Origin of the sequence: Lacisediminihabitans sp. (genome assembly GCF_036404185.1) — a bacterium.
Classification (GTDB): domain Bacteria; phylum Actinomycetota; class Actinomycetes; order Actinomycetales; family Microbacteriaceae; genus Lacisediminihabitans.
Genome location: NZ_DASWPB010000147.1, coordinates 1 through 13,969 on the forward strand (window position 1 = coordinate 1; position 13,969 = coordinate 13,969).

Annotated in this window: 8 protein-coding genes; 2 read left to right on the top strand and 6 right to left on the bottom strand. The window is 66.1% G+C overall.

The genetic code is table 11. The features are described from left to right. Positions 1-1,255: MFS transporter (locus tag VGC18_RS10610; protein WP_331097097.1), on the bottom strand; the 1,255-nt coding region annotated here is incomplete at its 3' end. A gap of 87 nt (positions 1,256-1,342) precedes the next feature. Here VGC18_RS10610 and VGC18_RS10615 point away from each other — a divergent pair. Next, positions 1,343-1,975, top strand: a complete 633-nt coding sequence (locus tag VGC18_RS10615; protein ID WP_331097099.1) for a class I SAM-dependent methyltransferase — start codon at positions 1,343-1,345, stop codon at positions 1,973-1,975. Between the two features lie 86 nt (positions 1,976-2,061). Here the strand turns inward: VGC18_RS10615 and VGC18_RS10620 are convergent, their stop codons facing one another. From VGC18_RS10620 to VGC18_RS10635, 4 genes are all read right to left on the bottom strand, one after another. Continuing rightward, positions 2,062-3,003, bottom strand: coding sequence for a hypothetical protein (locus tag VGC18_RS10620; RefSeq protein ID WP_331097101.1), 942 nt, complete (start codon positions 3,001-3,003; stop codon positions 2,062-2,064). Positions 3,004-3,398: 395 nt separating this feature from the next. Further along, complete coding sequence (locus tag VGC18_RS10625; protein WP_331097103.1) at positions 3,399-6,449, bottom strand: type I restriction endonuclease subunit R; 3,051 nt, start codon at positions 6,447-6,449, stop codon at positions 3,399-3,401. Further along, complete coding sequence (locus VGC18_RS10630; protein ID WP_331097105.1) at positions 6,446-7,678, bottom strand: restriction endonuclease subunit S; 1,233 nt, start codon at positions 7,676-7,678, stop codon at positions 6,446-6,448. Before VGC18_RS10630 ends, VGC18_RS10625 begins: the two co-directional genes overlap by 4 nt. Further along, positions 7,675-9,249, bottom strand: a complete 1,575-nt coding sequence (locus VGC18_RS10635; protein WP_331097108.1) for a type I restriction-modification system subunit M — start codon at positions 9,247-9,249, stop codon at positions 7,675-7,677. Before VGC18_RS10635 ends, VGC18_RS10630 begins: the two co-directional genes overlap by 4 nt. 83 nt (positions 9,250-9,332) lie before the next feature. On the opposite strand from VGC18_RS10635, the gene VGC18_RS10640 reads away from it, so the two are divergent. Next, positions 9,333-11,873: a DUF4268 domain-containing protein gene (locus VGC18_RS10640; RefSeq protein WP_331097112.1), complete on the top strand. Its 2,541-nt coding sequence runs from the start codon at positions 9,333-9,335 to the stop codon at positions 11,871-11,873. 613 nt (positions 11,874-12,486) lie between these two features. On the opposite strand, the gene VGC18_RS10645 is transcribed toward VGC18_RS10640, so the two are convergent. After that, a complete protein-coding gene (locus VGC18_RS10645) occupies positions 12,487-13,845 on the bottom strand; it encodes a Shedu anti-phage system protein SduA domain-containing protein (RefSeq protein WP_331097110.1) in 1,359 nt (452 codons plus the stop codon). Positions 13,846-13,969 lie beyond the last annotated feature (124 nt).

Genomic DNA, 13,969 nt, shown 5'->3' on the forward strand with positions numbered 1-13,969 from the left:
CCACGGCGTAGACCCCGATGATCAGCGCCTCGCTGCCGAGCCGGGCGAACTGCAGCAGCCCCGACGCGGACCCGCTGCTCGCCGCCGGGACGGCATCCATGGCGGCGCCGTCGATGAGCCCGAGCGGCAGCCCGAAGGAGAACCCGAGCAGGAGCATCGGGACCACCAGCACCCACAGGGGTGGCTCGGCGGCGATGAGCAGCATCCCGCCGTTCCCGAGCAGCATCAGGGCGATGGAGGCGTAGAACACGCCGTGCACCGTAATCCGCGGGACCGTGGCGACCAGGCGCGCGCCGATCGCGGGCCCGACCACAGCGGGGCCGGTCAGCGCGATCATCACGACGGCGAGCCGGCCGGCGCCGAGGCCGTAGACAGAGCTGAGCGCGACGGGCAGGTAGGTCAGCAGCGTGATGTAGCCGAAGGCCTGGATGACGGGCATGAGCACCGCGGACATGAACCGGGCGTTGCGCAGCAGGCGGCGGTCGAACAGCCGTGCGTCGGCCTGGCGCTCGTGCCGGATCGCTGGGACCGCGGGGCTCAGGACCAGCGAGATCGCGATGAAGACGGCGAACACGACGAACACTCCCCGCCAGCCGACCGCCGCCGTCAGGGCGCCGGAGAGCGTCGGGCCGACCGCGAGGCCGAGGCCGAGCGTGGTGCCGAACAGGGCGAAGTTCCGCGCCCGGGCGAGGTTCGGCGCCAGCGCGCAGAGGACGAGGGCCGCGACCGACCCGACGACGCCCACGAGGAACGTCCGCCGGTAGCCGACCCGGTCGGAGATCACTCCCCACACCAGGGTGAAGACCGCGAACGACGCGTTGAAGCCGTTGACGACCCACTGCAGCTGCACCGTGTCGGCGCCCAGGTCGCGGGCGATGCTGGGCAGCACGGTCGCGACGCCCGCGATGCTCAGCGGGACGATGAACACGGCCAGCAGGACGGTGGGAAGCGCGACGGCCGAGACCTGCGGACGCTGGAGGGAGGGCGTGGGATCGACGACGACGTCCGCGACGCCTCGCGGCGGACGTACGACCGCATCCTCGACGTGTTCACCGCGGAGGTCGCGGACGGGCGGGCCCGGGACGGGGTCCGCGCCGACGTGGCGGCCCGCCAGGTCGCGCGCACGCTGCTCGCAGCCATGCAGGGGCTCGAGTTCGTCCGGAAGTCCGGGCTCGACGACGTCGCGTTCACGGACGCCAAGGCGGGGGTGGTCGACGCGCTGACCCGCGCGTCTGCGGTCGGGCTTGAGGGTCAAGTCGGGGCGTGACTCCGCATCGGCCGACCGCGCCGACCGGACCAAGGTCGGTGCTCGAGGTGCCGGCGTCGGCCTAGCCTCAGGGCCATGTCCGACGACGTGGTGCAGGCCGTCCGCACTCGGTTCGACGGGAGGGCGCCGTCCTACGACGAGAGTGCGATGCACCGCGAGCTCGCGGACGCCGTCGCGGCCTTCGTCGACCTGAACGCCGTGACCTCGGCCCTGGACGTCGCGACGGGCACCGGACTGGTCCTGCGGGCGTTGCGTGACCGCTGCGGGCCGGCGGTGCCGCGGATGATCGGCGTCGACATCTCACCCGGGATGCTCGCCGTGGCGCGCGACGCCCTGCCCGACGCCGAGCTGGTCGAGGCCGACGCGCGGCACCTCCCCCTCCCGGACGCCTCGGTCGACCTGGTCACATGTGTGACCGGGCTGCACCTGATTCCGGACACCCCGACGGTGGTGAGCGAGTGGGCCCGGGTCCTGCGCCCGGGCGGCACGGTCGTCACCGCCACCTTCGCGACGTTCGACGCGAGCCGTCATCATCGCGAGCTGGCCGGACACACCGCGCCGGCGCCCTACCCGATGCGCCACGCAGAGTTCAGCACGCCGCGCGCTGTTCAGGCGGCGATGGTCGTCAGCGGGTTCCGGCTGCGGCGGCACGAGACGTGGACCGACGGACACGACACGGTGCTGATCGCCGAGCTCACGCGCGATTGAGCCGCACGGACGGCCGCAGCTGCAGGTTCCGGCCCCAGACGCAGCGACGGCCTCGACCCCAGGAAGCGCCGTTTGATCCACGCGCCTCAAGCCGGAGAGCCCGCAACCGCGCTCGCCATCGTGGAGCCAGACGCCGCAGGCCCCTGTGGCTGCAGACTTCCGTCTGCGGACCGTGTGAGCTCCAGGACGTGGTGCCCGTTCGGACTCACGGTGGCGAGGGCGGGCTGCGTTCTGCTCATCGAGACAGCGAGCATGCCGAGGGTCCGGTCGAAGGTCGTCACTGATTGCCGAGCGGCGGGTGTCGGTGCAGTACGTCCCGACCGCAGGCGCGGCACGGTGCGAGCCCCGAGGGTCTCGCGCAGCCGGTCCTGGATCTCGACGTTCGCGGCCAGAGAGGTAGCAAGGTGTGCGTGCAGGTTCTCCAAGGGGCGGCCGGGGTTGAGCAGCGCGGCCTCGGAGGCAAGCAGGACCTTCGCACGGGAGTTCAGGGCCTGGTAGAGGCTCGCCACGGCACGGGGGAAGGCCTGGGGGTTCTCAGCGACACCGAGGGCCTTGACCAGCTGCGCGTAGTCGACCGTGCCGTCCTTCCTGGGCGGCCGCGCCGCTGCGTCCTGCCAGCGATCCAGCTCCTCGACGTGACGGCTCAGTACGACGCGGACCCGGTCGCAGGCCGAACCGAGTCCAACCGAACTCGGTATGGCAATGCTGTCCAGGAGCGCGGCGTTACCCAGGACGATCGCCTGCTCCGCCAATCGCAGTTCTGCGATCTCTCGGTCCGCGTTGTACCGGTCGATCCGCGAGACGATGGTCTTGATCGCGGCAAGCTTCTGCTCCTGCTGGTACCGGGCCAGCATCTCCGCTCCGACCGCGATCGCCATGACGGCGAGCACGGGTGCGAGACCCGCGCCTCCCGCGACCGCCGCGCCACTGACGGGGACGAGTGGCGCGTGGCCGGCCATCTTGGTGGAGCCCGCCGCACGAACCATGCCGCGGAAGCCGCCGCCGACCGCAGGGATGAGGTCAGTCATGGTGGACCCCGGGGGAAGTTCTACGGAGACAAGGTTCGGCGCGAGGCGCGAGACGTCTGCCCGGCACGCTGCATCACGGTCGAGATGTGCCTGGCGAGTTCGCTCGAGCCAGCGAGCGATAGGCCGAACGGTGAGAGCCCACCACCGGAGGCGGGCGTGTCCCAACGCACCAGCACACCCTCCCAGTGGCTAGGAGCTGCCAGGGATCCAGGTGCGTCAGTTCCGACGGCCCGACGGTTGGGTCGAGAGCGACGACCGCCGCGCCGGCCTGGTCCATTCAGTGCCCTCCATGTCGAGTCTGCTCAGCACAGTCTGGCAGGTGATTATGACTCTCATCCCTTCGTGGATTGAGGGGCTCGATCAGGCCCGGCACGAGAAAATCAGGTCGCTTGCCATCATCCCAGGTCGAAGAAGCGGTCGAAGAACGCGGTGAGCTTGTCGATGACGGTCTGTTTCTTCGCCCCGTGGTTCGATCCCTTCGCGAACCGGGAGACCGGAGGCAGGATCGTGGTGATGGCGGTTCCGGTGGTCCGCACCTGCCCGTCGCGGAATGCGGCGTCAATAAAGGAACGGGTCTGGTCGGGCTTGAGGTTCTCCTCGGTGATGATCCGCTCGAGCTCCGCGTCGCGCTTGGTCGCGACGTAGGCGCGCCACTCGTCGGCCACGTCCTCGTCCACGGACAACCGGTCGACGAACTCCTCGATGAGGTCCTTCTTGTTGCGGAGGGACGGGCTGGAGTCGATGGCACGGCTGATGGTCGCCTTGATCTCCCGGTCGCCGCCGTCGCCCTTGGTGGCTCGGTGCTGCTCGACGAGCATGAGGATGTAGTCGACGTTGATCTCGACCTGCTTGATCAGCTCGATCTCGAACACGACGTCGTCGTTGATCGACTCCCGCTCGGCGGTGTCCATGCGACGGAAGGACTGGTGCAGGTCGAGGTAGATCGACTGGTAGTCCTGCAGGTCCCGGTCCGACAGGATCTGGTTGCCTGCGAAGTCGTCGAACGACAGCAGGATATTGCGCAGCCGTAGCAGCGCCCCGAAGACAGCGATGAAGTCCTTCTGCGCGCGTTCCCCCACGATCTGCACACCGAGCGGGAACCGCTCCCGCAGCTCGGTAACCTTCTTGGCATACTCGTCGAAGTACTCCCCGTAGGGCTTGAGCAGCACGATCCCGGCGGCGTCCTCGTTGCCGAAGAGCGCGATCGCGTCGTTCGTCTCCTCCTCGAGGTCGCGGAAGGAGACGATGTTGCCGTAGGTCTTCACCGAGTTCAGGATGCGGTTGGTCCGCGAGTACGCCTGGATCAGCCCGTGCGCGCGCAGGTTCTTGTCGAGCCACAACGTGTTCATCGTCGTCGCGTCGAACCCGGTGAGGAACATGTTGACTACGATGACCAGGTCGATCTCGCGGTTCTTCATCCGCAGCGACAGGTCCTTGTAGTAGTTCTGGAACTTCTCCGCGCTCGTGTCGAAAGAGGTCCCGAACATGTCGTTGTAGTCCTGGATCGCGTCCTCCAGGAAGTCCCGCGAGCTGGCCTCCAAGTCGTGGGTCTCGAACTCCTCCTCGCCGAGGAGTCCGGCTGCGGTCTCGACCTCGGCCTCGTTGGCTGCGTAGGAAAAGATCAGCCCGACCTTCAGGCGCTTGGCCTCCGGCACGTCCTCCTGCAGGCGGACGAACGCGTTGTAGTAGATCTTCGCCGCCTCGATCGACGCGGTCGCGAACAGGGCGTTGAACCCGGCCACCCGCCGATTCTCGAGGGCGTAGGTCTGGTTGCGCCTGGTCTTCTGGTCGAAGTGGTCCAGCACGTACTGCGTCACCATGCGCACGCGGGCAGGGTCGAGCAGCGCCTTCTCGGTGTCGATCGCAGCGACCTGCTTGTCCACCACGGCTCCGACCTTGACCGTGTTGACGTAGTCGATGCGAAATGGCAACACGTTCTTGTCGCTGATCGCGTCCACGATCGTGTACGTGTGCAGCTTGTCCCCGAACGCCTGCGCCGTGGTCCGCAGCGTCGGGTTCCCGCCTGCGCCAGCGTTGGCCGCGAAGATCGGGGTCCCGGTGAATCCGAACAGATGGTACCGCTTGAAAGCCTTGGTGATCGCGGCGTGCATGTCTCCGAACTGGGAGCGGTGGCACTCGTCGAAGATGATCACGACGTGCCCGCCATAGATGGCGTGATCCGTGTTCTTTGCGACGAAGGTCGACAGCTTCTGGATCGTGGTGATAATGATCCGCGCCGAGGGGTCTTCGAGCTGCTTCCTGAGCACTGCCGTGGATGAGTTGGAGTTCGCTGCACCCTTCTCGAACCGGTCGTACTCGCGCATGGTCTGGTAGTCCAGGTCTTTGCGATCGACGACGAACAACACCTTGCCTACGTCCCCGAGCCGTGAGGCGAGCTGCGCCGTCTTGAAGGATGTCAGCGTCTTGCCCGAGCCGGTCGTGTGCCACACGTATCCGCCTGCGGCCAGAGTGCCGAACTGCTTCAGGTTCGTGGACGTCTCAATCCTGTTCAGGATCCGCTCGGTCGCGACGATCTGGTACGGGCGCATCACCAGCATCATCCGGTCTGCGGTGAGCACGCAGTACTTCGTCAGCACGTTCAGCAGCGAGTGCTTGGCGAAGAACGTCTTGGTGAACCCGACCAGATCCGTGATCGGCCTGTTCGTGGAGTCCGCCCACCACGAGGTGAACTCGAAGGAGTTCGACGTCTTGCGCCCGTGCTTGGCCCTGACCCGCTCGTCCAGGTGCTGTGCGCGGGTGGTGTTCGAGTAGTACTTCGTCAGGGTCCCGTTGCTGATGACGAAGAGCTGGATGTACTCGAAGAGTCCCGAGCCGGACCAGAACGAGTCCCGCTGGTAGCGGTTGATCTGGTTAAACGCCTCCCGGATGTCCACACCACGCCGCTTCAGCTCGACGTGCACCAACGGGAGGCCATTGACGAGGATCGTCACGTCGTACCGGTTCGCCCGCTGGGGCCGGCCGCCCGTGCCCGACCCCGGCGCGCCCGGCACCTCGTACTGGTTGATTACCTGCAGACGGTTGTTGTGGACGCGGATCTTGTCCAGCAACGTGATGTTCTTGCTCGAGCCGTCATCCCGCTTCAGCAGCTGGACGTGATCCTCCTGGATCCGGAGCGTCTTCTCGACGATGCCGTCCTTCTCCCCGGAGATCTTCTCTGTGAAGAACCGCGTCCACTCGGCGTCGGTGAACGTGACGTGGTTCAGCGCCTCGAGCTGGGTGCGCAGGTTCGCGACCAGATCCGCCTCGGAGGTGATCGGCAGGTACTCATACGCCTGCTCACGCAGCATCCGGATCAGCTCGGTCTCGAGCTCTGCCTCCGACTGGTACCGCGTCGCCTCTGCCGGATCAGTCTCGAACTCCGCGACAACAGTCGCCTCCGACGACAGCGCGATCGGCTCGAGCCGGCTCGCCAACCCCTCGCTCACGCCGCAGCCTCCTCGAACGTCAGTAGGCGATCCCGGTAGTACACGTACTGCTGACGCCTCGCCTCGACCTCAGCCGGCAGACCCGACGACAGGTCGTTCACCAGGGCGTCGAACTTGTTGAGAATGCCCACGATACGTCGCTGTTCCTCGATCGAGGGTACCGGAACTCGAACTGTCCCAAATCCATCGATCAGGAGCGTCTTCACTTTTGTCCGGGCAACGAAGCGGCCCCGCTCAGCGACGAAGGCCGCGGTCTGCATCAGGTAAGACACATACGACGGATCGAGCTCGGATCGGTAGGCGTAACTGTGATCATGAATGGCGACGGGTTCATCTCCGAGCCACGCGACGGCCTTGCCAACGTCCTCAACCGTCTCGCCAACGTCCACGACAATGACATCGCCAGGCTCGGCGAACCTCAACGCAATGGTCAAATCCGACCTCAGGGACGACACAGCCGTCGTCGCTGACGTTCCGTAGTGTGTGTATATCTCGCCGTAATGAATGCAGGGAATTCCCTCGTCGGCGAGGTCCGCCTTCGTGAACCGGCGGCCACGATGGAAGCTCCCTACAGCCTTGAGCGCCTTCCATTCGATGTCACCGCGACCTTCGAACGAAAGGAGTGTGTCCCGGTAGTGGGCATACTGCTGCCTGCGGGCCTCCAGTTCCGCTCCCAGCTCCGCCTCCAAGTCCGTAAATGTGTCCAAAATGCGCACGATTTCACGCTGGACTCCGAGAGGAGGCACCGGAACGAGCGCCCGCGAGAGGTTCTGCGTCGAAATCGATGAGATCTTCGACGAGCTGATCCACTTGCGAATCTGGTCTTTGAACTTGCGGGTCCGGAAGAGGTACGACAAGAATGTCGCGTCCAGCACCGCGCTCCGAACGGTGTAGCAAGCATCGTGGATGACTACCGGCTCCGAGCCCAGCCACGCAACGGCATTGCCGATGTCCTCGATAGTCTCACCCGCAACTGCGACAACGAGATCTCCGGGCAGAGCTACCCGAAGATTCCTCGCACGGTTCGGCTCGAGGAATGAGTACGAAACACTCGCCGACAGACCGTACTTCGTGTAGATCTCGCCATAGTGAATGCATGGGACGCCGGAGCCGACGATGTCGGCCTTCACAAACCGCTTCCCGCGGAAAACCTCGGCGACGTCGCCGAGCATCCTGTACTCGACGCCGCGAGGTGCGAGCCGTTTAATGAGGTCGTCGATGCGGCTCATGCGTCTGCGCCTTCGAGGTCGGCGACGATGGAGTCGATTTGCTCGCGAAGTGCTGCCTGGCGTTCGACGATGCCGACGATGCGGGCGTTGAGCTCGGTGATGTCGATGGTCTCGCGGGTGTCCTCGGCCTCCACCCAGGAGGAGACCGAGATGTTGTACGCGTTTCCTGCGACGGCCTCGTTCTCGACGAGTCGGGCGAAATAGCCGACATCCTCGCGTGCCGTGAAGGCGTCGAGAATGCGCTGCCGGTGGGTCTCGGTGATCGTGTTCTTGCTCCCGCCACGGACGAACTCCGCCGAGGCGTCGATGAACAGCACCGCATTGTCCGTCTTCGACTTCTTGAGCACGATGATGCAGGTGGCGATCGTGGTGCCGAAGAACAGGTCGGGCGGGAGCTGGATCACCGCGTCGACGTAGTTGTTGTCGATGAGGTACTTGCGGATCTTCTGCTCTGCGCCGCCGCGGTAGAGCACGCCCGGGAAATTGACGATCGCAGCCGTCCCGTTGACGGCCAGCCACGACAGCATGTGCATCGTGAATGCCAGATCCGCCTTGGACTTCGGGGCGAGTACACCGGCCGGGGCGTACCGCGGGTCGTTGATGAGCAGCGGGTTAGCGTCGCCTTCCCACCGAATGGAGTAGGGCGGGTTGGACACGATCGCCTCGAACGGCTCGTCATCCCGGTGGGCCGGGTCGATCAGGGTGTCGCCGTGGGCGATGTCGAAGTGCTCGTAGTTGACGTCGTGCAGGAACATATTGATCCGACACAGGTTGTAGGTCGTGAGGTTGATCTCCTGGCCGAAGTACCCCTGCCGGACGCCGTCCTTACCGAGCACCTTGCGGTACTGCAGCAGCAGCGACCCGGACCCGCACGCCGGGTCGTACACCTTGTTCACGCTCGTCTTGCCGACGACGGTGATGCGCGCGAGCAGTTCGGAGACCTCCTGCGGGGTGTAGTACTCACCGCCAGACTTGCCGGCCGAGGAGGCGTACATCTGCATGAGGTACTCGTAGGCGTCGCCGAACGCGTCGATCTTGTTCTCGCTGAACGTCCCGTTGCCGAGGTTCAGGTCACCGATCGCGTCAAGCAGTTTGACGAGCCTCTCGTTGCGCTTGGCCACCGTGGGGCCAAGCTTGTTGGAGTTGACGTCGAGATCGTCGAACAGACCCTTGAGATCATCCTCGGCATCGGTGCCGACGGCGGAGGCCTCGATGTTTCGGAAGGCCCGCTCGAGGGTCTCGTTGACGTTCGGGTCGCGCGGCGCGCGGGAGCGGACGTTGGCGAAAAGCTCCGAGGGGCGAATGAAGAACCCCTTCTCCGCCAGGATCTCGCGAACGAGGTCAGGGTCGGCGGCGTCGGCATTGGGAACCTTGACGTAGTCGAAGTCCGCATTACCGGCCGCGTGCTCGCCAGCATTGAGGTATGCAGTGAGGTTCTCCGAGATGTACCTGTAGAACAGGAAGCCGAGCACGTACTGCTTAAAGTCCCAGCCGTCGACGCTGCCGCGCAGGTCTGTCGCGATCCTCCAGATGGTCTTGTGGAGCTCTGCCCTCTGGGTCTCACGATTCATAACCCGACTCTATCGGTGCGGGCCGACACGTCATGGACCCGCGCCGCCGCGAGCGGCTACGGTGAGGCGGGTCGTTGTCGCAGGTGAAGACACGGGGGACGCGCGTGGTCAAGGCGACGGAGACGAGCTTCGCCGGGGTGCTCGAGGGCAAGAAGCAGTACCAGGTGCCGCTCTACCAGCGGGTGTACTCGTGGCGCAAGAAGCAGCTCGACCAGCTCTGGGACGACATCGTCGAGCTGGTCACGACCCGGCGCGACGAGCCAGGGGCGAGTCACTTCATCGGCTCGCTCGTGCTGGCTACCAGCCCCGACTTCTATGCCGTCGGTGTGTCCAAGCTGCTCGTCGTCGACGGACAGCAACGCCTGACCACACTCACGCTGCTGCTCGCGGCCCTGCGCGACCACCTCGCCGAGACCGGCGACACCGAACGGGCCGAGGGCATCCACGCCCAGTACCTGGTGAACCTCTACGACAAGGGCAAGCCGACCAAGGTGCTGCCCACCCAGGCCGACCGCGAGGCATACAAGGCGGTGCTGACGTCATCGGCGGATGCCGGCGGGGCTGATGCGATCGGCAACGCCTACAACCACTTCCGGGCCAAGATCGCCGCGGCCGACGACCCGGCCGACCCGCACGACCTGGAGGAGATCGAGAACGCCGTCGTTCACGGGCTGACCGTCGTCGTGGTGACCGCCGAGCCCGGCGACAACGCCCACCGCATCTTCGAGTCGCTGAACAACACCGGCCTGCAGCTCAACCAGTCCGACCTGATCAAGAACTACCTGTTCATGCGGCTCGGCGAACGCGCCGAGGACGTCTACGACGCGGTGTGGCTGCCGTTGGAGAAGAAGCTGTCCTCCGATGCTCTCGAGCTGCTCTTCTGGCTGGACCTGGCCCAGCGAGACGAGCGCGCCAAGCAGTCGGACACCTACGCCGGTCAGCAAAAGCGGCTGGAGAGGTTCACGACGCCCGATCAGATCGAGTCCGAGGTGCGGCGCATCGCCGCTCTCGGCGACGTCCTGGCCACGATCCTCGACCCGTCGCGAGAGAGTGACCCCGCGATCCAGCGCCGGCTCGAACACATCCGGGTGTGGGGCTCGACCACTGCCTACCCGGTCGTCATGACGATCCTTGCCCGCCGGGCCGCGGGCACCGCCACACCCGCCCAGGTCGCCGACGCTCTACTGACGCTGGAGTCGTACTTCGTGCGTCGCATCGTGGTGGGGCGCGCTACCGCCGGCCTCAATCGCAGCCTGCTCCAGGCCGTGGGTGCGGTCGCGGACGCCGAAGCAGTCGACGTCTCCCTGCGCGACTACCTATCCCGCGGCCGCAAGTACTTCGCCACCGACAAGCAGATCCGCCAGGCCGTCGGAGTGGTGCCGTTCTACTGGCAGGGCCGCGCCGCGCAGAAGAAGCTCATCCTGCAGTGGCTCGAGGAGTCCTACGGGGGCAAGGAGTTCGTCGACCCGAAGAACCTCACGATCGAACACGTGCTGCCGCAGACCCTGACCGACGCTGTCCGCCAGGACTTCGCGGCCGGCCTTCCCGAGGACGCCGACGTGGCCGCCGAGCACGAGCGTCTCGTGCACACCATTGGCAACCTGTCCCTCACCGGCTACAACAGCGAGCTGAGCAACCGCCCGTTCGCGGCGAAGCGGGTCATGCTCGCTGAGTCCGGGCTCCGCATGAATCACGAGATCGCCGCGAACGAGGCGTGGAGCGTTGACGAGATCAACTCACGTGGGGCGAAGTTGGCCGAGAGGATCATCGGCCTGTGGCCCAGTCCGAACGAGGCCCTCTCCGGCGCGAGCGACGAGGAGCCGTCGGAGACCCGCCGACTGGTCGCCTCGATCGTCGCGGAGATCCCCGCTGGACGTTGGACCTCCTACGGCGAGGTGGCGCTGGTCGCGGGCTCCTATCCCCAGCCAGTCGCGGCGATCATCACCACCCACCCCATGCAAGGCGCCTGGCGGGTGCTCCAGACCGGCGGGACGATCTCCCCTGGCTTCCGCTGGCTCGACCCTGAACGCACCGATGACCTCCACACCCACCTGATGTCCGAGGGTCTGCAGTTCGACGACGACGGACACGCCGCCGCCGACCAGTTCATAGACGGTCGCGAGCTGGCAGAACTCGCAGGACTTGAGGTCGGCGACGAGTCAGGCTGGCGGGCAACGGGCGCCAGGCCGCTGCTGTCACAGCGGCAGGCGTTCTTCCAGACCGTCCGTGACCTCGGTGAGTCCACCGGAGCCCTCATCACCTCGTGGCCCAAGGCCACGACGCAGGACGCCGTCGACGTCAACATTGGTCAGCCCGGCTGCGCCGTCGTGCTGTCCCTCGCCACCCGCGAGCCGGCCGTCTGCTGCTCGTTCTACATCCGCAACGACAAGGCTCTCTTCGCTCACCTTCACAGGCACCGCCAGGAGATCGAGAAAGCCCTCGACGCCACCCTCGAATGGCGCGGCAACCCCGAGCACAAGTCCAGCCAAGTCATCCTGCCGCGCAGGGGCGACTGGCGAGACGACGCCCTCGCGCCCGACCTCGCACAGTGGCTCGTCAAGACCGCGGAGCTCTTCGCCGCGGTCTTCCCGACGTACGTGCAGGAGGCCCGACAGCTCGCCTGAGCGAGGTACTCGCACAGTGGTGTCGCGGGCACGCCTCCGATGATGAGCCCGATCTGAAGATGCCCGCCACGAGCACGCGCCTGTCGGCCTCCCCACGAACGAGGGCCCCGACATGACAGAAACCCCCGCTCGGAGCCCTTCCGGGCCCCCACGAGGGGTTCTGTCACTACAAGGCCCTGAGTTCCAACGGGCCCCACACGCGGTAGCGGTGGGACTTGAACCTCGTCGTGCCGCTGGATGTCGGCGGATGTCAGTCGGTGCTCTGACCTGCGGTGACGCCTTGCGCGCGATGCGCAAGAGTGTGTCCGAAAGCCGCCAGTTGCCGGACTTCTTCGTGACTTCTTCGTGGGTTCGTGTGCCGCGAGGGCGCCGACCGGAGGTGGCGTCCCGCGACGTGGTGGAGTTTCTCGGCACCGTGCGGGTCAGCTCGTTGAGCATGCCGTGAGGAGTTCGGGTTGGTCCACCTCCGTCTCGGTGGGGGCGGTGCCGGTGATCTCGGCCATGGTGGTCTCCGAGCTCGAGCGACCCCGGCGGTACGTCTCCTCCGCTCCTCGAGCAGCTGCACGCACCAGCCGCCTGGTCGACCACCGAGACCGCCGCCTGAAGGGACGCGTCAGCTGACCTCCAGGCCCTCGGACGGGCCGACGGAGGCCGGTGGCGGGTTCTTCAGCAGCTCGAGCAAACCCTTCAGGCGCTCGCAGACTTCGTCGTACCCGAGGACAATCGCGCCAGCGAGGCCTTCGCGGTAGCGCAAGAAGGACTCCCGCTGCTCACCGTCGAGATCGCCGACCCGACCGACGATGACCGCTCCGCTCGTGTGCCACAGGTCGAGATCACCCAGGTCGGGGTCGGGTTCATTCCGGGCGAGGTGGCGGGTGACCGACTCCATCTGCGCCTGGAGCTGAGCGACGGCGCCCGCCAGGTCCTCGCGGTGGGGCGCGTAAACGGCGCGATACGGCTTCGGCTCCATGAGCGTCGCCGCCGGCGTCTTGATCTCGACGACCACAGCGGTTCGCGTGACTGCGTTCTTGCACAGGAAGTCCGTTATGCGTGCCCCCTTGCGCGCGGCGCCAGCGCCGCGAACCTCCGCCTGCTCCAGCACCTCCACAATCGGGGCGCCGAACACCTGCTGAAGGGCGAACGGGTGCGCGTGGAAGAAACCTTGCCAGTAGCTCTCGTCCTTCGCGGCCGCTCCAACCATCCCGCTCTCGAAGGTCTCGATCAATACCTCCAGCGACGCGAGCTCGACATCTTGGCGCAGCCGTCCGAACTGCTCCGGCGACTCTCTCGCCGCCTTGGGTGCCTCGATCCTCACCCGGTCGACGAGCGCAACGCGGTCCTCCTCTGTCATCACGTGGCCGGTCGAGATCTCCTCCGTCAGTGAGTTGATGACCTCGTTCTTCGCGTACTTCGGCTCGACGTCCTGCAGCCCGAACAGGTCAGCAACCGCGTTGTGCCGCTCGGAGTCGATCACCCGCCCGAGCGCGGTCTGTGCGCGGCCCTTGTTCCGGTCGACCGCCTGGCGGTACGTCTCGAAACGAGAGAGTGCCAAGTAGTAGACGCCTCCCCGCTGCTCCTCCACCTGATCAGGTCCGACGAACCGGACAGCCGTGCAGTTGGAGTGGTCCTCGATCGAGTGCAGCAGCCCCCGATACTCGGGCCTGATGCCCAGCCCGTAGGCATAGACCGCCCCGAAGCCCCTCGGCAGTCCGTTCAGCATGGCTAGACCAAACCGCTCACTGAAACCAGAGTGGTCCTGGGGGTCCAGGTCAAACTCCTCGAGCTGCAACTCCGTGACTTGCCGGAACTGGTCTTGGTAGCCACTCGTCGACCGCCAGGTCTTCGGGAAGATGCGCAGGAGGTGCGTGACGGTGTCGAAACGAGCCACCTCGACACTTCGCTGAGCCGTCCCTCGGCCGCTCCACACGAACACCAGGTCGTCACCCTCGTGCTGCTCGTCGATCTCGCCCAAACGGTCCGAGCCATCAACGTCCTGACTCATGCACACCCCTCCAAGCGGTTGGGCGGACCACCTCGGGCAGTCCGTCGAGCACGAAGTCTGACGCGTGCAAGAGCTCCCGCGCAGCGGTTCGGCC